The following is a 19,553-nucleotide window of genomic DNA, read 5'->3' as shown; positions in this document are numbered from 1 at the left end:
AATCTACTATGTGAGCTGCCATGACATATCACTATCATGATGAAACCATTATAAAAAATTTACCTGATGATACCATTTTTGTTTTTGGTAGTAACATGGCTGGAACACATCAAGGTGGTGCAGCAAAAACCGCACTTTTACATTTTGGTGCAACTAAAGGTGTAGGACGAGGTTGGGCGGGGCAAAGCTTTGCCATTCCAACGATGAATGAACATTTACAGCAAATGCCACTCTCTCAAATTCAGCACTATATTGAAGATTTTAAAATCTACACCAAAAATCATCCAAAAATGAAATATTTCATTACTGCCGTAGGCTGTGGTGTTGCAGGCTATAAAGTTGAAGAAATTGCACCCATGTTCAAAGGTATTTCACGCAATGTCATTTTCCCTGTATCTTTTCGACCATTTGTTGAAAAAACCCTGCCCAAACTAACACAAAAATTAGTGCATACTTTTATTCAAGACAGTGTAATTTTTAGTGATAATCCAAGTGAAACCATTCAAACATTAAATCTAACAGAGGCTGAAAAAAGTTTAGCGACCATTGTCATCAACACCCCGATGTATCCTGAAGATAGTAATGGACGTGATCGTACTTTTGAAATTAGTGATATTTTACAAGCACTCAATGGCAAAATTTTTGAATTCCAAAGTAATTCTGAAGGTCCAATGATTTTTGGTGGTGTCATCCTTGCACTGATGGAACTTTACCAATTCAATGAGCGTGATTTCATAGAACTTTGGAATGGTGAAAAAACCATTGCTCCCCCTAAACCTGAGCATCATGCAAAGAGATAAATTATAGTATGTTTTGTATACACCATAATGACTAAATAAAATCATTTAGTTGCTAGATATATGTATTAGATTTCAGATGCACAAAATAATTTTTTAAATACACAACTTTTCAATATGAACGTTATAGGCATATGGCAAAGTTAGATTTATCTATCTTTGCTCTTTCTCCTATTCGCTTGTAGTTACAAGACTTTAGTAGCGTAAGACAAATTTTTGATGAGTGGACTGTGCAAGGAGTTACCGATATTAAGCAATATCTGCTGGAAGATCCGAATCGTTTTCGCCCTCGTCTTGCGACTATTGAAACTGTACATATCAATCAAAGTACACCCGATGAATCACTAAAACGTGCCAATCAAAAAATGTATAAAAAGAAAACTAAATATTATCAGGAAAAATTAAATCAGGCGAAATTCAATTAATATATTGAAGGGCTTTAAAATCCAACCTAATAAACATATTAAAACCGAGTAGCACCACAACAAACGATTAAAGGTAAAAAATAAAGAATTACTAACCAAAAACAAACAATAAATTCATATTTTGCAAACCACATCACCTATTTAAAATTTAACTATTTTTTAATCACAATATTAATGTTATATTTTTAATAATTAAAACCAATAATATGCTTGGATAGCGCAATGGAAATATTTGAATCATCAATTTTTGATTTATCGCCTATACCAATGTGGCTAGAAGACTACAGTGAAGTAAAACAACAGTTTGACATTTGGAAACAGCAAGGTGTTAATAATTTAGCTGGATTTCTTAAAGAAGATCAAAGCCGTGTTACGTTATGTTCGCGAAAAATTAAAATTTTACAGGTCAATCGTAAAACATTAGAGCTATTTGAAGCGCAAAATTTAAATCATATTTGCGATAATATACATACCATTTTCAAACAAGAAATGTTTGAGTCACATATTTATGAGTTAGTTGCATTATGGAATGGTGAAAAAGAGTTTTCGAGTACTACCATCAATTATACATTGAGTGGAAAACGTCTTGATATTAAATTGCGTGGTGTTATTTTACCAGGAGCTGAGCAAAATTTATCTCGTATTTTACTCACTACTGAAGATATTACCGATTATAAAAATGCTTCACGAATGGAAGAAAAAAATCGTATTTTAGCCGAATCACGATTTAATTATTCACCTTGCTCACTTTGGGTCGAAGATTTTAGTCGCGTTAAAATCCGTATGGATCAACTGCGCCAGATTGGTATTGAGGATTTTCGAACTTTCCTTGATGTGCATACCGATTTTATTCAACAATGCATAGAAGATATTATTTTAATCGATGTTAACCAAGCCACACTCGATTTATTTAAAGCACCCGATAAAGAAACTTTATTTAAAAATTTACACAAAATACTCACTAAAGAGATGCACCAAACTTTCCGTGAACAACTGATTGAACTATGGAATGGTAATATCCATCATCAACGTGAAGCAGTGAACTATGCTTTAGATGGATCGATACGCAATGTACTTTTACAATTTACGGTTTTTCCGGGTTATGAACATGATTGGGGCTTAGTCCAACTCGCCTTGACTGATATTACTGCACGTAAAAAAGCTGAAAGTTACCTCGAATATTTAGGCAAACACGATGTGCTCACCAAATTATTTAACCGTTCATTTCATACCGATGAAATCAATCGCCTGCAACGCAGCTTACTGCGCCCTGTTTCTGCAATTTTTATTGACATGAATGGTTTAAAATCAACCAATGATAATCTTGGACATGACGTTGGCGATGATATGTTACGCCGTATGGGCAATATACTCTCACGCAGTATTCAGCACACGACTTACACTGCTTCACGTATAGGTGGAGATGAATTTGTCATACTGATGTCAGGTGCAGAAGAAAAGACGACCGATGCGATTGTGATGTCAATTGAAGAATTATTAAACATTGATAATCAATACTACTCAAGCCATCAAATTAGTATTTCTTTGGGACAAGCAACAACTCTTCTACATGAAAGCATAGAATGTATGCTTAAGCGTGCAGATACTCATATGTATGAAAATAAAAAGAAATATTATGATTATATAGCGCTGAAAGAAGCTTAGAATTGCATGATCACTGTAAATACAATTTTAGATGTTGCTTTACTATTCCAATTGGTCTTATTAGAAATCCGCTTTGGTAAACTGTTCCATATCATTCATAAGGTGGGAGATCAAATTACCACTAAAGATGCTACTAAAAGGCAGTAGATATAAAGTTGAATCGTTTCAATTTGGCAATGATGACTGCTTTTATCTTAAAAATTTAGACTATCAACAACATTATATTTAAATTTATAAATTTTTCAGATAAAAAAACAGGCGCACATGCACCTGTTTTTTATTACAACTCAAACCATAAACTTAACGTTTACCCATAGAGCGACGTGTACCACGAGGTGGCATCCAAGTGCGATCTGCATAAGGTTGTGGTTTCGGACGCATATCTTCAACCTCTTCATCTGCAGCTTTCGCATCATTCGCCTGTTTTACAGGAAAGGGTAATTTTACAATGGCTTTTTTCTTGGGAGTACTTGGGGAGCTCATATGATTCACTCAATTCAATCTGCGTATATTGTACGGAAATTTTATAAACAGTGCGAGTCAGCATTACAAAGTTCGTTGTTTAGATTTTTTTTGAAACAGTAATTCTTCAGTTTTTGTTCTTTTTTTAAGGTTTGGTGACATTTTGTACGGCTAAATACAACTTTTTAGGCTAAGATGGTGTGCTTTTATTTTTTATCCCAATAAGAAGGAATATTGCCGTGGACGTACGTCTCTCTGATCGTGTAAATGCCATCAAACCGTCCCCAACGCTTGCTGTTACCAATAAAGCTGCTGAATTAAAAGCAGCTGGTAAGAACGTAATTGGTCTGGGTGCTGGCGAACCTGATTTCGACACTCCGCAACACATCAAAGATGCTGCAATTGCTGCAATTAACAATGGTTTTACAAAGTACACCGCTGTTGATGGTACACCTAGCTTAAAAAAAGCAATTATTGCAAAATTTAAGCGTGACAATAATCTTGACTATGCTGCAAACCAAATTTTGGTTTCATGTGGTGGTAAACAATCTTTCTTTAACCTTGCACTTGCATTGTTAAACAAAGGTGATGAAGTGATTATTCCTGCACCATTTTGGGTAAGCTATCCAGATATGGTGATCATCGCTGAAGGCGTTCCTGTTATTGTAAAATGTGGTGAAGAACAACGCTTCAAAATCACACCTGCGCAACTTGAAGCTGCAATTACAGACAAAACACGTCTAGTCGTATTAAACAGCCCTTCTAACCCAACAGGTATGATCTATACCAAAGCTGAGCTTGAGGCATTGGCTGAAGTACTTCGTAAATACCCTGAAGTATATGTTGCATCTGACGATATGTATGAACCGATTCGTTGGGATGATGAATTTTATAACATCGCAACTGTTGCACCAGACCTTTACGACCGCACAATCGTGTTAAACGGTGTATCTAAAGCTTATGCAATGACAGGCTGGCGTATTGGCTATGCAGCGGGTCCTGCAAAACTTATTGGCGCAATGAAAAAAATCCAATCTCAATCAACTTCAAACCCAACTTCTATTTCACAAGTTGCTGCTGAAGCTGCATTGAATGGTCCTCAAGATGTTCTTGAGCCAATGATTGAAGCATTCAAACGTCGTCATGACTTAGTAATGGCTGGTTTGAATGATATTAAAGGTATTTCTTGCTTACCTGCTGATGGTGCATTTTATGCATATGCAAACATTCGCCCATTGATTCGTGCAAAAGGTTTAAAATCTTGCACAGAATTCTCTGAATGGTTACTTGAAGAAACAGGCGTTGCTGTTGTTCCTGGTGATGCATTCGGTCTAGGCGGTTTCATGCGTATTTCTTATGCTACTGCTGATGAAGTCCTTGTTGATGCGCTTGCTCGTATCAAAAAAGCGGCTGATTCAATTGAAGGCGTTGACGCTGCGATTGCATCAATTACTGCCGAAAAATAATTTAAACCTCTCCAGTTGATGTTTAGAAAACCTCGTCTTTTGAAAAAATGGCGAGGTTTTTAAATTTCAAAATACGTTTATCAAAAACATCTAGATAAATATAAAGCGCGCCCAAAGTAATGAATCTAGTAATAATGTTATAGGTCACAACAATACAACGCTTTAATTCATCACACGCAGTTAAAACTCTAATTTTAATTCTGTATGATGACAAACCATTCACTTAACTACGCTTATATTTTATGTATAAATTAAAAGTTGAAAATTATACAAAAAATTAAAAAAACATTTTTTTGTTTGAATATTTAATAAAAATATTTTTAAATATGCAAATACAACAAATTAAATATACTGTTTGGAGAAATATGCGCTACAAAATTATTGATGTATTCCAACAACAAAACCTCCCTCAATACATCGCTCAATGCCTAAAGCAACACTCTCCTCGTTTTATTATTATTTCTAGCAGTCGTATATTGTGTAAAGAAACTGATATTATTGATGTCGATTTCAATCTCATGTCTGCATCATGGGCGACAGGTGAAAATATTGCCTTAAATATTCTCCACAGCGCAGATAGCCTCGATAAATTTTACGAATCTGACCACTAAAAGAACAAAAATAATAATATTACCCTGCTATTTAATATTCAACCTCATTGGTTCACGCTATTTCTTTGACTTATAAGTTCCTTTTTGGAACTATAAAAACATAACAAACCAGACAAAGGATCTTAAAATGAAGCACCCAAAAGAAATGACAGGTATTGAATTTTTACAAGCCATGGCTGCAGGTCATATTCCACGTGCAAGCATCAGTGAAACCATTCCAATGGAAATGAAAGAGTTTTCAGCAGGCACGGCTATTTTCATGGTTAAAGCAGGCAATCAACACCTCAATCCTTTAGGGGGCGTACATGGTGGTTTTGCAGCAACGGTGCTTGATTCTGTAACGGGTTGTGCGATTCACACCCTACTCGATGCAGGTATAGGCTACGGTACAATTGATTTGAATATTAAAATGTGCCGTCCTATTCCCAAAGATAAAGAACTGACTGCAATTGGTACAACCATCAATATGAGTAAAAACTTAGGTATTTCTGAAGGAAAAATTGTCGATGAGGATGGAAAACTCTATGCCCATGCAACGGCAACATGCATGATTATTCATCCAAATAAATAGTTTTAAATATATACGCATCGATTACTTTAAAAGTGCAATCACTCGATTGCACTTAAAGATAAACACAGAAACTATTTGAATCAAGTATTTTGAGTATATTAAACTGCTGACTTTAAAGCAGTTAGTAATTGCTTACGATCCAACTTGTGTGCTGAAGTACCTTTATAGTTCGCATAATATTGAAATACACTATTTAAACTAACATGTACTGCTTTATTTTCAGACTGTGACCATACCTGAGAACGATTACTCCCTGACAATGCACTGCCTGCCAATTGGTACAGATATAAATCATTTTCACGTTGAAATGATGTTTTACGACCATCATCTTTATGCTCACCTAAACGTAAGCATGAATCATTGATTAACCATTTTTCACTAAACCAAAGATGTAATAAATCACCTAAAAATAAATCAATATGCCCCAAAGGCCACACACGAATATAAGCATTTTCAACAGGTGTAAAATATTGGTCAGGGTGAGATAAGATAGAAAGATAATGTGTCTTGTAATAATCAAGGTTTTGGAAAATATCTGAAATGCTAAGCGTATTCATTCGCTGTCTCCTGTTTAGCCATTTTAGTGCTGGCAAGTTGGTTGAAATCCACACAGTTTAAGTTTGTACTTAAACATTAAGTTATGCATTAAATCTAGCAAGCTTAAACTAAGGATGCAAGGCAGAAATTCATTTTTTTACGATTTCTCATTTTTTCGATTAAATAAAAACCATACGATAAAAAAATGAAGTTGTTATGACAATTTTAACTTGACCCAATTTAAAATCCCCTTATAATCGCACTCAGATTCTCCAATAGCTCAGTCGGTAGAGCGACGGACTGTTAATCCGCAGGTCCCTGGTTCGAGCCCAGGTTGGAGAGCCAAATACTAAAAAGCCCACTCATCTGAAGTGGGCTTTTTTCTGCCCACTATTTCCAAACTTTATTTGAATAAGAAATCAAATCAATCCGATGATATAAAAAATATTCAATCATAAAAAAACCTCCCGTAGGAGGTTTGATTAAGCCGATGCAGGTACACCGCTATGAAAACGAAATAGCGCATCAGGTTCTAAAATCAGATTTTTTTCCACTTCACGAATATACTCAATGCGTTTTTGGATATCCTCTTCAGGATCTTTCAATTTCGCTGATTTAGCAACATCGAGAGCAAGCGCCAAGTAATCCTCATAATGACGTGATTCCGACTTAAGTAAATAACGATAGTATTTACCCAACTCATCATCAACAAGCGGTGCAAGCGCATAAAAACGCTCACATGAACGCGCCTCCACAAATGCACCAATCACCATAACATCAATCAATGCTTCAGGCTCATAAGTGCGAATTTCTTTACGGAGCCCCCCCGCATAACGCCCTGCACTCAAACCTTCCCATTTCTGACCACGTTTGGTCATAAACTCAAGTACTTGTTCATAGTGCAACATTTCCTCACGTACCAATTGCGCAAGCTTGACCTGTAAATCAGTGAAAAAACTGTATCGGAACATCAAATTCATTGCTGTTCCTGCGGCTTTTTTTTCACAATTGGCATGATCTTGCATGAGTAATGGAAGATTGTTTAATGCCTCATCCAACCATGCTTTTGGTGTTTCACAACCCAAAAAAGCAATGACAGGTTGCATCAGTTCATCATAATTTAAATTTGACATGCTTGATTTTTCTATCCGTTTTACATTCGACTCAAAAACACGAATTAACGTGCTGCTCGAATCGCTTTCTTCATATCTTGTACAGCTTGCTCAAGCCCAACAAACACACTTTCAGCAATAATCGAATGACCAATATTTAACTCGTGAATTTGTGGAATTGCTGCAATAGGAGCAACATTTTGTAAGTTCAAACCATGACCTGCATTCACGACTAAACCTTTCGATGCTGCATATTCAGCACCCTGAACAATACGCTGTAATTCAGCGTGCTGTGCTTCTTCTGACTCAGCATCAGCATAAGCACCTGTGTGTAACTCAATGGTCGGTGCACCACATGCCACTGCTGCATCAATTTGTGCAAAATCAGCATCAATAAATAAAGAAACATCACAACCGATTACTGACAGTGCCTGTGTTGCAGCTTTAACATCATCAAAGTGTCCAACCACATCTAAACCACCTTCTGTCGTGATTTCTTGACGTTTTTCAGGTACAAAACAAACATGCTGTGGCTGAATTTCTTTTGCAAAGGCAACCATTTCATCGGTCACAGCCAACTCAAGGTTCATATGAGTTTTCAGTAAAGGACGCATACGGCGCACATCATCATCTTGGATATGACGACGATCTTCACGTAAATGCAGTGTAATCCCCTCTGCCCCTGCTTGCTCACAAACTAATGCCGCTTTTACAGGATCAGGATAAGCCGTACCACGTGCCTGTCTAAGCGTTGCAACATGATCAATGTTCACACCAAGCAATGCAGCCATAACATTTTCCTAATAAGTTTGATCGATAAAACGTTATCGATTTGCAATTTTTGATTGTGCGTTTTGAATCCACAATTGACGGCTTTTCAATGGACGATCGCCCAATAAAGCACTAATCATTTGCCGATAAAGCTTCGTTAGTAATTGTAACTGTTCTAAGTTGAAATCCATACCTTTTTCATAATACTGCATACACAGAATCTGCTCCCCTGTCAGCACAGTAGAAGCGGTATGTGAAACAGGAATAAAGCCATCGGTCAATTGAAACTGATAACGCTGATTGCTTAATATTTGATTCTGCATTGAATCTTGACTGTAATCGAGCGGATAGCCCAACTCTTCAATTAAGGCATACTCAAACTGACGTAAAATTTGCCTGAGAAAAGCATTTTGATCAGCCTGTGTTGCCATATTTTGTAGTTGATTTAAAGTTTGATGATATTGTGCAAAAGTTTCTACCATTGCCTCTTCTAAAGGACAAAGTCGCAAAATAATTTCATTCAAATAAAAACCTGAAAAAAAGGCATCACCATGAAAAAATATAGGCTGATTAAGTATTTCGAGTTTAGAGAAATTTTTGAGTTCAGATTTACCTGAGGCTTGCACGGTGATCGGTTGATATTGTGGTGGTGGTGTCTGTCGCAAAATACCATCGACACGCCCATGCTCCTGCGTAAATAGATGAACAATATGGCTACGCTCACGGTATTTACGGTGATGAATCAAATAACCATGTAGAACTTCATTACGCATTCAACGATCACTTTATTGGATATTAATCGTCTTTATCTTTCTTCTTTTCATCTTCATCATCGCCATCAGGAATGACTGCGCCAACGACAGCAGCCGTACCTTTAACGACACCTTTAGTCACACCATACGCAGCTTTAACAGGAACTGTAACAAGTTTGTGAATACATCCTTGCAACATGAATACACATGTCAACACAGTAAAAATACGAATCATCACAGTTCCTTATTTATCGCTCGAATGAAGGACTTAACGATTAAATATCGCTATAACCCAAACTTTTCAGTGCACGCTCATCATCGGACCAACCGCCTTTAACTTTAACCCAAAGCGTTAGCATGATTTTTTGTTCGAACATTTTCTCCATGTCGACACGTGCATCCATACCAATTTTTTTCAGCTTAGCACCTTTTTCACCAATCACGATTGCTTTCTGACCTGAACGATCTACAAAAATAGTGGCATCAATATAAGTACAAGCAGGCTTTGGACGACCTGTTTTTTCATTGACAGTCGCATCTTCTGTCTTAAATGATTCAATCTGTACTGTCAAATCGTAAGGTAGCTCTTCACCCAACTGACGCATGATTTTTTCACGAATCACTTCTGATGCTAAGAAACGCTCAGAGCGATCTGTAATTTGCTCAAGTGAATACAGTGGTGGTTGAAACGGCAAATATTTCTCAATTGTATTACGTAAATGATCTAGATTTGCACCACGAAGCGCAGATACTGGAACAATTTCAGCAAAATTCATCAATTTTGCACGTTCTTGAATCAGCGGTAATGCATGATTTTTATTTTCAAGTGTATCAATTTTATTGATAACTAGAATCACAGGCATATCCGCATTCTTTAGTTTTTCTAAAACCAATTCATCATTTTGTGTCCACTTGTCTGCATCGAGTACAAACAACACAAGATTTACATCACGCAATGCAGAAGAAGCTGCTTTATTCATCATTTTATTGATAGCACGCACTTCTTTTTTGTGCATACCTGGTGTATCAACAAAAACAGCTTGAGATTTTTCACGACTATCAATACCAACAATTTTATGACGAGTCGTTTGTGGCTTACGTGAGGTAATCGATAATTTTTGACCTAAAATATGGTTCATTAATGTCGATTTACCCACGTTTGGTCGCCCAACAATGGCAACAAAACCACTTTTATAGTCCGCAGGAATTTCTGTGCCTTGCTCGCTAAAGAATTGATTAATTAAATCATTGCCGCTGTCTTGCGACTCGTGATCAGCATCGATGTGATCGGAATGTGTATTCATGTAGATTACTGCTCCAGTAATTTTAAAAATTCTGCCGCCACTGCCTGTTCAGCAAAGCGGCGACTTAAGCCTTCGCCCATCATGACAGGTAAACCTGCCACTTCACATTCCACTTTGAAATGTTGATTAGGTGCATCGCCCTGAATATCTACAACCTCGTAAACCGGGAGAGGTTTTTTACGTGCTTGTAAATACTCTTGTAAGCGTGATTTAGGATCTTTCAACTGATCTGTTGGCTCAATATGTTCTAAATAAGGTTCATACCATTTTAAAACAATATTCTGTAGTTGGGGCAAATCCTGACAATCAGTATAAATTGCCCCAATAATTGATTCTACTGTATCGGCTAAAATTGATTCTCGGTGATGACCACCTGATTTCAACTCCCCCGTACTTAAAATCAAACTATGACTAAGTTTAAGATCATGTGCAATTTTCCCTAATGCTTCCTGACGAACCAAAGTCGCTCGCATGCGTGTCAAGCGACCTTCATTTTCGTTTGGGTAAGCATGATATAGATAATTTGCAATGATCATACCCAACAATGCATCACCCAAAAACTCTAAGCGTTCATAATTGGTTTTATGACTGACCGATCGGTGTGTCAGTGCTAATTGAAGTAATTCAATGTTTTTAAACTGATAACCGATACGGCTGAGTAAGCGTGGATCACTTACTTTGAACTGACCTTTGATCAAAACTCTTCTCGAATGTTAGGATGATATCAATATTCAGCATGAATTTTTTTCGCACTTCATATTTTTTCATCACTTCTAAACCATTTTTTGTTGAAACAGTCGCAATATCTTTGAAATGAATATCATGGATATTGTTCATGACTAAACGTTTATCCATCTGATTGATAAAATTAGATGGTGTAATATCATTTGGACTACTTTTAACCAACTCAGCAATCTGCCCATCAATCACACGATCATCCCAATAAGATGGCCATACTGCGATTACAATCTTTGCCATAAAAGCAAAAGCAACCACCCCTAATAAAATCCCGATATAGGATACACCTTGTTGAGTCTTGCGCATTTTTATTATCCGTCTTTCGCTGCAATATAATTAGTCAATTGTACCATTACGACTGAATGAAGGAACTTTCAAACCCGGTTCCTTATGCATCCAAATATAAATCGCATGACCTGTTAAGTTCTCTTCAGGTACAAAACCCCAAAAACGACTATCAGCACTTTGATCACGGTTATCACCCATAGCAAAGTAATGTCCTTTTGGTACAATCACTTCCCAATTTTCCCCATTAGATTTTACAAAACGATCATTAGCTTTGGCAACATAAGGTAAATCTTGTTTTTTCTGTGCATAATTAAATGCTGAAACAAGCGTATTTTGACCTTCAAGTAAACGCACCAAGTGCTTATGCTCACCCATCGTTTCATAATAATAGATCGACTGTGCTGTATCATAAATATCTTTCGGGCGACTAAACTGGGTTGGCGTTTGTGTCACTTTCTGACCATTAATGAATAACTGACCATGATCCGATTCTATTTTATCACCAGGTAAACCAATAATACGTTTGATATAACTAATTTTTGGATTTGCTGGATAACGAAATACCGCAACATCACCACGTTTCGGCTCGCCAATATCTAAAATTTTTGTATTGGTAATCGGTAAACGTACACCATACTGATATTTATTCACCAAAATATAATCACCAGTTTCTAAGGTAGGTACCATAGAGTCCGATGGAATATTAAATGGTTCAAAGAAAAATGAACGCAACACCAATACAACTGCTAAAACTGGCCAAAAATCATATGCCCATGAAATAATGAAATTTTCATTACCACGCCCCTTTTCTGCACGTTGCTTGAAAACAAATTTATCGAGCAGCCAAATGCCAAAAAACAACAGCGTTGCAGGAACGAGTATTAAATTAAAATCAAAATCCATGAGCTATCTGACCTTTTTCTCTTATTTTATCTATCTACTTTCAACACAGCAAGGAACGCTTCTTGTGGGATTTCAACACTACCCACTTGCTTCATGCGTTTCTTACCTTCTTTCTGTTTAGAGAGAAGTTTCTTCTTACGAGAAACGTCACCACCATAACATTTAGCCAATACGTTTTTACGCATTGCTTTCACAGTAGAACGCGCAATAATTTGTGCACCAATGGCAGCTTGAATCGCCACATCAAACATTTGACGCGGAATCAAGTCTTTCATCTTTTCAACGAGTGCAATACCACGATGACGCGCATCATTACGGTGACAAATCATAGCTAAAGCGTCGACTTTATCACCATTAATTAACACATCAACTTTAACCAAAGATGAACTTTCGAAACGTACAAAGTTATAATCAAGTGATGCAAAGCCACGTGAACAAGATTTCAATTTATCAAAGAAATCCATCACCACTTCAGCCATTGGTATTTCAAACGTGATTGCAACTTGGTTACTGACAAACTTCATATCTTTCTGAACGCCACGACGTTCAACACATAAAGTCATCACATTACCCAAATACTCTTGCGGAACAAGAATATTACATTCAGCAATTGGCTCACGTAAATCTTCAACTGTAGAACCTTCAGGCATTTTAGATGGACTATCGATATAAATCGTTTCGCCATTTTTCATCAATGCTTCATAAATTACAGTCGGTGCAGAAGAAATCAAATCAAGATCGTATTCACGCTCTAAACGCTCTTGTACGATTTCCATGTGGAGCATACCCAAGAAGCCACAACGGAAACCAAAACCTAAAGCATCTGAACTTTCAGGTTCAAAGAAAAGTGCAGAATCGTTAATTTGAAGTTTATGTAAAGCTTCACGGAACGGTTCAAAATCACTAGCGTCAATAGGGAATAAACCCGCATAAACCTGTGGTTTAACCTTTTTAAATCCTGGTAAAACTTCAACTTCTGGAGTATTCGATAAAGTAATGGTATCGCCCACTGGCGCACCAAAAATATCTTTAATACCTGCAATCACAAAGCCAACTTCACCCGCTTCCAACATACCTGTTTCTGTATGTTTCGGGTTAAAAATACCCACAGATGTCACAATGTGCGTTTGACCTGTTGATTTTACAAGCATTTTATCGCCTTTGCGAATACGACCATGCTTCACACGAACAAGAGAAACCACACCAAGATAGTTATCGAACCATGAGTCAACAATTAGGGCTTGTAATGCAGCATCACGATCACCTGTTGGTGGTGGAATAACATTGACTAGTGTTTCTAAAACGTCCTCAACGCCTAAACCAGTTTTTGCAGAACATGTTGGTGCTTCTGTTGCTTCAACACCAATAATATTTTCAATTTCTTCAATAACACGCTCAGGTTCTGCTTGAGGTAAATCAATCTTGTTCAAAACAGGTAGAACTTCAAGACCTTGCTCAATGGCTGTATAACAGTTTGCTACCGATTGTGCTTCTACACCCTGTGCAGCATCAACAACCAATAACGCACCTTCGCATGCCGCTAACGAACGAGATACTTCATAGGAAAAGTCAACGTGTCCTGGGGTATCAATAAAGTTGAGTTGATACTCTTCACCATTTGGATGCGTATAATACAGCGTAACTGAAGCCGCTTTAATGGTAATCCCACGTTCACGCTCAATATCCATAGAGTCAAGAACTTGCGCTTGCATTTCCCGATCTTGCAAACCACCACACGTTTGAATAAAACGATCAGCAAGTGTCGACTTGCCGTGGTCAATATGAGCAATAATACTGAAATTACGGATATTTTTAATATCTACAGATTTTTTAGCTTGCGCCATGGGCTACCTTGAACATTCAATTGCGTTGCGTACAAAAAGAAAATACACAACAAAAGCGATTAATAAATTGCGTGAGATTATAGCAGATGACTTTTTTAAAGTATTCATATTAATCATAGCAGTTAAATAATTATTTCAATGTACCGTTTTCAACCGTCAATATAGTAACCTTCACAAATCACGACTCAACACAATTAATATATGGCTTTTCTAAAAATGATACGGATCAAGTTCAGAATTTAACGGTTGATAAGCCTGAATAAATGTCGGTGACATCCGTTTTGGTCGCCCTGTTGCAATTTCAATACATGCCCACTTGGTATTGCCCGTAAAAAGTACGCTTTTGTCACTTGCTCGGAAAAATGCATACTGACGAAAAGAATATAAGGCATTGATATCATAGAACCATGTCCGCAGAATCACATCATCACCAAGCATTGCAGCTTTTCGATATTGAACATGATGCTCTACTGCAACCATAGCATGCTTTAGCTCTAAATATTGTTCAAGACCAACACCTAATGCCTCAATATGTGCTGTTGCGACATCTTGCATCCATGCCACATAAACTACATTATTAACATGCCCTAACACATCAATATGCTCAGGTTTGACGGTAATTTTTAGATCAAAATATGAGGTGCTCACGTATCCATCCTGTGATTTTTCAAGTATTTTATCGGCAATTTAACAAAGTACTCGCCAAGTTGAAATCTTTGGCAACAAAAAACCACTCCGAAAAGTGGTTGATTGAATCTTCATTCATCTTTCATAAAACAACCAACAATCATTTATTGTGACAAAACAATTAACAATTATTGAATGCGTAAACCCAATATTGCGTGCTGACCTTCACGGACAATAGCAACACGAGCCACTGTATTTTTCTTTAATTCTGAAACTGCTGAAACAAAATCATTAGGGTTATCAACTTTTATATTATTAACTTGAGTAATCACATCACCCGCTTGAATATTTGATTGATATGCCAAACCGCCTCGCACTACATCTTGAATCAACACACCACCCTTGATATTTAAACGGCTCTTTTCAACATCCGATAAGGCACGAATAGACACGCCCAATATAGGACCTTTTTGCGGTTTTGCCGTATTGGTATTCTCAGCTTTTGCTGGGGTATCATCTGGCGCTGAAGTTAATGTTGCCGAAATGACTTTCGCTTTATCATCACGTAAAACTTCAAGCTGAATATTTTGATTTGGCTGAGTTCGGTTCAAATAATTGAGTAATTCTGAGGTTCTTGAAATTGGTGAGCCATTATATTTCATAATCACATCGCCCGATCTAAAACCAGCTCTATCTGCTGGAGAACCCGAAGCGACCTGTGTAATCAATGAACCTTCAGGTTTTGGTAATTTATAAGCTTCAGCCAAATTACGATCAATATCTTGTAACATCACACCCAAATATGAACGTGTTACTTTACCATTTTTCTTTAACTGATCTGCAACATCCATTGCCACATCAATAGGGATAGAGAATGACAAGCCCATGTAACCGCCTGTCCCACTAAAAATTCGTGAGTTCACACCAATCACTTGACCTTGTTGATTAAACAATGGCCCACCTGAATTACCTGGATTTAATGCTACATCGGTCTGAATAAACGGTACTGAGGTTTCACCCATCATATTACGAGATTTAGCACTCACAATCCCTGCCGATGCAGAATAATCAAAACCAAAAGGCGAACCAATCGCAAGTACAGGCTGTCCAACTTTAAGCTGATCAACATTGCCTGTTGCAAGCGATGGAAAATTATTGCCCTCTACTTTTAATAATGCAACGTCTGTGCGTGCATCACTTCCGACCACGGTGGCATCAATTTCACGGCGATCATTCAACATAATCGTAACTTTAGATGCATCCTCCACCACATGGTGGTTTGTCAATAAATAACCATCTTTACTGATAAAAAATGCACTACCATACGCTGTTTTTTCTTGTGGGGCTTGTTGCTGTGGAATAATGATCTGATTACCAAAGAAGCGTTTTAAAATCTCAGGCACTTGTTGTTGTAAAAGCTCTTCCTGAGTCATTTTTTTTACAACATTGACACTCACAACAGCAGGACTAACTTGCTCAACTAAATTAGAAAAATCAACTGGGGTGGCTGCCTGTGCTTGGGTTACTGCAACAGTAAAAACAGCGGCATACATTCCGTTTTGTATTAGGCGACTATTCATAAATATTTGAACCCATCTGTGATATTTTTAATAAAACTGTTTGTAACATACAAAATTATATCTTTGCGTAATAATATGTTGCGATGTTTTATAAAACAATTGCTTACTTAAGTAAGTATTAAGCCTAAATGAATATTTTATTAAATTAATCTGCCAAAAGTACGCTTTTGCCTCATAAAGCTATTGAATTTTGATCAAAAAAAGAGTGTGATGATCGGACTTTTTTAAATTAGCTGATGGACATGTCTAATTTCGAAACATCACATCAATTTGATGTCATCGTTGTGGGGAGTGGTGGCGCAGGGCTAAGCCTAGCATTGTCTCTACCTGATCATTTTAAAATTGCAGTTTTAGCTAAATCAACCCTTACCGATGCAAGCACCTATTTTGCTCAAGGAGGTGTCGCTGCGGTTTTAGATAAAACTGATTCTATTCAGCAACATATTGATGACACCATGATTGCAGGTTCGCATTTGTGTGAAATAGATGCAGTTCGCCAAACCGTTGAAGGGGGTCGTCCTTCTGTAGATTTTCTGCTTGAACAAGGTGTTCAATTTACATTAGATCATGATGCTCAATTGCATTTAACCCGTGAAGGTGGACATTCACAACGTCGAATTATTCATGCCGCAGATGCTACAGGCAAAGCTATTTCGACCACTTTGGTTGAGCGTGCACAACAAAAAGAAAACATTAGTATCTTTGAAAATTTTATTGCTATTGACCTCATTACCACACAAAAACTCGGACAATTTGATGTCGAAAATCGTGCTGTAGGACTTTATGCACTCGACGAAGCCAATGAAAAAGTTCATACATTTTTAGCACCCTTTACTGCCCTTGCTTGTGGTGGTGCCATGAAAGCCTATTTATATACCTCCAATCCCGACATTGCCACAGGTGATGGGATTGCGATGGCTTACCGTGCAGGTTGTCGGGTTGCCAATATGGAGTTCAACCAATTCCATCCCACCTGTTTGTATCATCCTCAAGCTCGCTCCTTTTTAATTACTGAAGCCATGCGAGGCGAAGGTGCATATTTACGTTTGCCTGATGGTGAACGCTTTATGCTCCGTTTTGATGAGCGTGCTGAACTTGCTCCTCGTGACATTGTTGCTCGTACCATTGACCATGAAATTAAACGTTTAGGTATCCGTCATGTATGGTTAGACATTACCCATCAGCCCCCTGAATTTGTGAAAGAACATTTTCCAACTTTATATGCACGTCTACTTGAACTCGGCATTGATATCACTACAGAAATGATTCCTGTTGTACCTGCTGCACACTATACCTGTGGCGGTGTTGTGGTTGATGAACACAGTCAAACTGATATTGCCGGTCTATATGCGATTGGTGAAACCTCTTATACAGGGTTACACGGTGCAAATCGTATGGCGAGTAACTCTTTATTAGAGTGCTTTGTTTATGGTATGAGTGCAGCAAAACATATGACCGAGCAATCGAATCAGCATTTCAAAGCACCGACTGTACCTGAATGGGATGCGACACAAGTGACTAATGCCGATGAAGATGTCGTAATTTTACAGAACTGGGATGAATTACGACAGACCATGTGGAACTATGTCGGTATTGTACGAACTACAAAACGTCTACAACGTGCCTTGCACCGCATTGAAATGTTGAAGCGTGAAATTACCGAATACTATCAAGATTACCATGTGAGTAAAAACTTAATTGAACTGCGTAATTTGGTCTTGGTTTCAGAAATGATTGTACGTTGTGCGATGCAGCGCAAAGAATCTCGTGGCTTGCATTACACGCTTGATTATCCTGAACAGTCCAATGAATTAAGAAAAACCATTTTAACGCCACCTGATTTTGGCATTGAAACACCATTGGTCAATGTCGATTTATCTCAAGTCGCATCGATTGCTTAATCAGTCGATTAAGACCATAAAAAATGCCTGATTAATTCAGGCATTTTTATTCATCAAATTTTATGTATCAAAGATATCAATTAAGATTTTTGCGGTGGAATTGAATAGGTTCCTGTCACATGCGCAACAGGTTCATCCTGATCTATAGAATAAATCCAAACTTCAGCCACAATTAAGACTTTACCTACTTTCATCAATTTACATACCCCACGCAAATCAACACCACCTGAAGGCTTGCGTAAAAAATTGATATTCATGTTGGTAGTCACAGCCAAACCAATAATGCCAATTTCACCTAAAATAGCAACATACATGGCAAAATCGGCAAGTGTCATCATAGTTGGTCCTGAAATCGTGCCACCTGGACGTAAATCATTGCCACCAACATGCCATAACATGGTTGCACCGCAATCAGTGACTTCTTCGATTTCACACTTTTCCAAACTTTGTGGGAAGTATTGCTGTAAAAATTGAATAATTTCTTGTTTATTACTTTTCATGAAATTCCATCTTTATGTTCTTTTGTACATCAAAATATAAAGACTTTATCATTGAAAAACATGAACCCAATGGTTCTATTTTATCAAGTAAACAAAATATTAATTCAGATAAGACAAAGCATCTTTAAAGACCTGTTCAGGCACTTGAGTCGCATCCAAGCGTTTCATACGCTCAGGTTCATTTTGATGAATTTCCTCAAAACCTGTACGAACTTTTTCAAAGAAGCTGATTTTTTCTTGTTCAAAACGATCTAATGCACCGCGCTCACGTGCACGAGTCATCCCAAGTTCAATAGGTGCATCTAACCAAAACGTAATATCAGGCATTTTAGCGACAAAGTTAATATTTAGTAACTGTAACTTGTCACGACTTAACCCCCGCCCTGCACATTGATAGGCAAAACTTGAATCACTAAAACGGTCACACAGAACAATTTTACCTTCTGCCAATGCAGGTAAAATCACACGTTCTAAATGTTGCGCACGTGCGGCATACATCAAGAGCAACTCAGTATCATGACTCATTTTTTCATCATGATTGACTGAAAGTAATAAAGAACGAATTTGCTCAGCAAGCGGTGTTCCACCTGGCTCACGAGTTAAAACAACATCTTTACCTGCAAACTGAAAATGATCATACAATTTTTGGATCAGTGTGGTTTTTCCTACACCTTCGGTGCCTTCAAAACTAATAAACAT

At 37.4% G+C, this 19,553-nt stretch carries 22 protein-coding genes and 1 tRNA gene; 8 read left to right on the top strand and 15 right to left on the bottom strand.

Going from position 1 to position 19,553, the window contains the following annotated elements:
• The first annotated feature begins 20 nt into the window (after positions 1-20).
• The 3 genes from ACK1JC_RS10945 to ACK1JC_RS10935 all read left to right on the top strand — a co-directional run bounded on the left by ACK1JC_RS10945 (position 21) and on the right by ACK1JC_RS10935 (position 2,887).
• Entirely contained in the window at positions 21-800 is a 780-nt protein-coding gene (locus ACK1JC_RS10945) for a hypothetical protein (RefSeq protein ID WP_409511907.1), read from the top strand.
• A 227-nt stretch (positions 801-1,027) separates the two neighbouring features.
• On the top strand, positions 1,028-1,222 hold the full coding sequence (locus ACK1JC_RS10940; protein ID WP_409511906.1) for a hypothetical protein: 195 nt from the start codon (positions 1,028-1,030) through the stop codon (positions 1,220-1,222).
• 222 nt (positions 1,223-1,444) lie between these two features.
• Positions 1,445-2,887 carry a diguanylate cyclase domain-containing protein gene (locus tag ACK1JC_RS10935; protein ID WP_409511905.1) on the top strand — a complete coding sequence of 481 codons (1,443 nt, stop codon included), beginning with the start codon at positions 1,445-1,447 and terminating at the stop codon, positions 2,885-2,887.
• A gap of 300 nt (positions 2,888-3,187) precedes the next feature.
• Here ACK1JC_RS10935 and ACK1JC_RS10930 read toward each other — a convergent pair whose 3' ends face one another.
• Positions 3,188-3,370 (bottom strand): hypothetical protein, encoded by a 183-nt coding sequence (locus ACK1JC_RS10930; RefSeq protein WP_409511904.1) that lies wholly within the window; start codon positions 3,368-3,370, stop codon positions 3,188-3,190.
• 218 nt (positions 3,371-3,588) lie between these two features.
• On the opposite strand from ACK1JC_RS10930, the gene ACK1JC_RS10925 reads away from it, so the two are divergent.
• From ACK1JC_RS10925 to ACK1JC_RS10915, 3 genes are all read left to right on the top strand, one after another.
• Complete coding sequence (locus ACK1JC_RS10925; protein WP_409511903.1) at positions 3,589-4,815, top strand: pyridoxal phosphate-dependent aminotransferase; 1,227 nt, start codon at positions 3,589-3,591, stop codon at positions 4,813-4,815.
• A gap of 365 nt (positions 4,816-5,180) precedes the next feature.
• Positions 5,181-5,426: a hypothetical protein gene (locus tag ACK1JC_RS10920; protein ID WP_409511902.1), complete on the top strand. Its 246-nt coding sequence runs from the start codon at positions 5,181-5,183 to the stop codon at positions 5,424-5,426.
• A 127-nt stretch (positions 5,427-5,553) separates the two neighbouring features.
• Entirely contained in the window at positions 5,554-5,997 is a 444-nt protein-coding gene (locus ACK1JC_RS10915; protein WP_409511901.1) for a PaaI family thioesterase, read from the top strand.
• A 98-nt stretch (positions 5,998-6,095) separates the two neighbouring features.
• Here the strand turns inward: ACK1JC_RS10915 and ACK1JC_RS10910 are convergent, their stop codons facing one another.
• On the bottom strand, positions 6,096-6,554 hold the full coding sequence (locus ACK1JC_RS10910) for a hypothetical protein (RefSeq protein WP_409511900.1): 459 nt from the start codon (positions 6,552-6,554) through the stop codon (positions 6,096-6,098).
• A 249-nt stretch (positions 6,555-6,803) separates the two neighbouring features.
• Here ACK1JC_RS10910 and ACK1JC_RS10905 point away from each other — a divergent pair.
• Positions 6,804-6,879 (top strand) — tRNA-Asn (locus ACK1JC_RS10905).
• 137 nt (positions 6,880-7,016) lie between these two features.
• On the opposite strand, the gene ACK1JC_RS10900 is transcribed toward ACK1JC_RS10905, so the two are convergent.
• The 11 genes from ACK1JC_RS10900 to ACK1JC_RS10850 all read right to left on the bottom strand — a co-directional run bounded on the left by ACK1JC_RS10900 (position 7,017) and on the right by ACK1JC_RS10850 (position 16,453).
• Positions 7,017-7,667: a tRNA-(ms[2]io[6]A)-hydroxylase gene (locus ACK1JC_RS10900; RefSeq protein ID WP_409511899.1), complete on the bottom strand. Its 651-nt coding sequence runs from the start codon at positions 7,665-7,667 to the stop codon at positions 7,017-7,019.
• A 44-nt stretch (positions 7,668-7,711) separates the two neighbouring features.
• The gene (pdxJ, locus tag ACK1JC_RS10895) at positions 7,712-8,437 is read right to left on the bottom strand and encodes a pyridoxine 5'-phosphate synthase (RefSeq protein WP_409511898.1); all 726 of its coding nucleotides are present in this window, start codon (positions 8,435-8,437) and stop codon (positions 7,712-7,714) included.
• A 33-nt stretch (positions 8,438-8,470) separates the two neighbouring features.
• Positions 8,471-9,190: a DNA repair protein RecO gene (locus tag ACK1JC_RS10890; protein ID WP_409511897.1), complete on the bottom strand. Its 720-nt coding sequence runs from the start codon at positions 9,188-9,190 to the stop codon at positions 8,471-8,473.
• Between the two features lie 22 nt (positions 9,191-9,212).
• Positions 9,213-9,404, bottom strand: a complete 192-nt coding sequence (locus ACK1JC_RS10885; RefSeq protein WP_409511896.1) for an NF038104 family lipoprotein — start codon at positions 9,402-9,404, stop codon at positions 9,213-9,215.
• Positions 9,405-9,444: 40 nt separating this feature from the next.
• The gene (era, locus tag ACK1JC_RS10880; RefSeq protein ID WP_409511895.1) at positions 9,445-10,473 is read right to left on the bottom strand and encodes a GTPase Era; all 1,029 of its coding nucleotides are present in this window, start codon (positions 10,471-10,473) and stop codon (positions 9,445-9,447) included.
• Positions 10,474-10,478: 5 nt separating this feature from the next.
• Complete coding sequence (rnc, locus tag ACK1JC_RS10875) at positions 10,479-11,171, bottom strand: ribonuclease III (RefSeq protein WP_409511894.1); 693 nt, start codon at positions 11,169-11,171, stop codon at positions 10,479-10,481.
• Complete coding sequence (locus ACK1JC_RS10870) at positions 11,143-11,517, bottom strand: DUF4845 domain-containing protein (protein ID WP_409511893.1); 375 nt, start codon at positions 11,515-11,517, stop codon at positions 11,143-11,145. The genes rnc and ACK1JC_RS10870 overlap by 29 nt, the downstream gene beginning before the upstream one ends.
• Before the next feature lie 30 nt (positions 11,518-11,547).
• Complete coding sequence (gene lepB / locus ACK1JC_RS10865; RefSeq protein WP_409511892.1) at positions 11,548-12,402, bottom strand: signal peptidase I; 855 nt, start codon at positions 12,400-12,402, stop codon at positions 11,548-11,550.
• A gap of 26 nt (positions 12,403-12,428) precedes the next feature.
• Entirely contained in the window at positions 12,429-14,246 is a 1,818-nt protein-coding gene (lepA, locus tag ACK1JC_RS10860; protein ID WP_409511891.1) for a translation elongation factor 4, read from the bottom strand.
• 210 nt (positions 14,247-14,456) lie between these two features.
• Complete coding sequence (locus ACK1JC_RS10855) at positions 14,457-14,894, bottom strand: acyl-CoA thioesterase (protein WP_409511890.1); 438 nt, start codon at positions 14,892-14,894, stop codon at positions 14,457-14,459.
• 167 nt (positions 14,895-15,061) lie between these two features.
• On the bottom strand, positions 15,062-16,453 hold the full coding sequence (locus ACK1JC_RS10850) for a Do family serine endopeptidase (protein WP_409511889.1): 1,392 nt from the start codon (positions 16,451-16,453) through the stop codon (positions 15,062-15,064).
• A 236-nt stretch (positions 16,454-16,689) separates the two neighbouring features.
• On the opposite strand from ACK1JC_RS10850, the gene nadB reads away from it, so the two are divergent.
• Positions 16,690-18,354 carry an L-aspartate oxidase gene (gene nadB, locus ACK1JC_RS10845; RefSeq protein ID WP_409511888.1) on the top strand — a complete coding sequence of 555 codons (1,665 nt, stop codon included), beginning with the start codon at positions 16,690-16,692 and terminating at the stop codon, positions 18,352-18,354.
• A gap of 80 nt (positions 18,355-18,434) precedes the next feature.
• Here the strand turns inward: nadB and ACK1JC_RS10840 are convergent, their stop codons facing one another.
• A complete protein-coding gene (locus ACK1JC_RS10840; protein ID WP_409511887.1) occupies positions 18,435-18,854 on the bottom strand; it encodes a PaaI family thioesterase in 420 nt (139 codons plus the stop codon).
• Positions 18,855-18,953: 99 nt separating this feature from the next.
• Positions 18,954-19,553, bottom strand: a complete 600-nt coding sequence (gene tmk, locus ACK1JC_RS10835; RefSeq protein WP_409511886.1) for a dTMP kinase — start codon at positions 19,551-19,553, stop codon at positions 18,954-18,956.

The sequence above is a fragment of the Acinetobacter sp. TY2 genome, assembly GCF_046269225.1.
GTDB lineage: Bacteria > Pseudomonadota > Gammaproteobacteria > Pseudomonadales > Moraxellaceae > Acinetobacter.
Note: the sequence above shows the minus strand (reverse complement) of the source record. Positions and strands in the feature narration are given on the sequence as shown.

Bases quoted from the DNA above. Each gene is read 5' to 3' on its own strand.
- ACK1JC_RS10870 (WP_409511893.1), bottom strand. From the start codon at position 11,517: ATGCGCAAGACTCAACAAGGTGTATCCTATATCGGGATTTTATTAGGG.
- ACK1JC_RS10840 (WP_409511887.1), bottom strand. From the start codon at position 18,854: ATGAAAAGTAATAAACAAGAAATTATTCAATTTTTACAGCAATACTTC.
- ACK1JC_RS10910 (WP_409511900.1), bottom strand. From the start codon at position 6,554: ATGAATACGCTTAGCATTTCAGATATTTTCCAAAACCTTGATTATTAC.
- ACK1JC_RS10900 (WP_409511899.1), bottom strand. From the start codon at position 7,667: ATGTCAAATTTAAATTATGATGAACTGATGCAACCTGTCATTGCTTTT.
- lepA (WP_409511891.1), bottom strand. From the start codon at position 14,246: ATGGCGCAAGCTAAAAAATCTGTAGATATTAAAAATATCCGTAATTTC.
- ACK1JC_RS10915 (WP_409511901.1), top strand. From the start codon at position 5,554: ATGAAGCACCCAAAAGAAATGACAGGTATTGAATTTTTACAAGCCATG.
- ACK1JC_RS10885 (WP_409511896.1), bottom strand. From the start codon at position 9,404: ATGATTCGTATTTTTACTGTGTTGACATGTGTATTCATGTTGCAAGGA.
- ACK1JC_RS10850 (WP_409511889.1), bottom strand. From the start codon at position 16,453: ATGAATAGTCGCCTAATACAAAACGGAATGTATGCCGCTGTTTTTACT.
- ACK1JC_RS10930 (WP_409511904.1), bottom strand. From the start codon at position 3,370: ATGAGCTCCCCAAGTACTCCCAAGAAAAAAGCCATTGTAAAATTACCC.
- ACK1JC_RS10945 (WP_409511907.1), top strand. From the start codon at position 21: ATGACATATCACTATCATGATGAAACCATTATAAAAAATTTACCTGAT.
- lepB (WP_409511892.1), bottom strand. From the start codon at position 12,402: ATGGATTTTGATTTTAATTTAATACTCGTTCCTGCAACGCTGTTGTTT.
- ACK1JC_RS10890 (WP_409511897.1), bottom strand. From the start codon at position 9,190: ATGCGTAATGAAGTTCTACATGGTTATTTGATTCATCACCGTAAATAC.
- nadB (WP_409511888.1), top strand. From the start codon at position 16,690: ATGGACATGTCTAATTTCGAAACATCACATCAATTTGATGTCATCGTT.
- ACK1JC_RS10920 (WP_409511902.1), top strand. From the start codon at position 5,181: ATGCGCTACAAAATTATTGATGTATTCCAACAACAAAACCTCCCTCAA.
- tmk (WP_409511886.1), bottom strand. From the start codon at position 19,553: ATGTTTATTAGTTTTGAAGGCACCGAAGGTGTAGGAAAAACCACACTG.
- pdxJ (WP_409511898.1), bottom strand. From the start codon at position 8,437: ATGGCTGCATTGCTTGGTGTGAACATTGATCATGTTGCAACGCTTAGA.
- ACK1JC_RS10935 (WP_409511905.1), top strand. From the start codon at position 1,445: ATGGAAATATTTGAATCATCAATTTTTGATTTATCGCCTATACCAATG.
- era (WP_409511895.1), bottom strand. From the start codon at position 10,473: ATGAATACACATTCCGATCACATCGATGCTGATCACGAGTCGCAAGAC.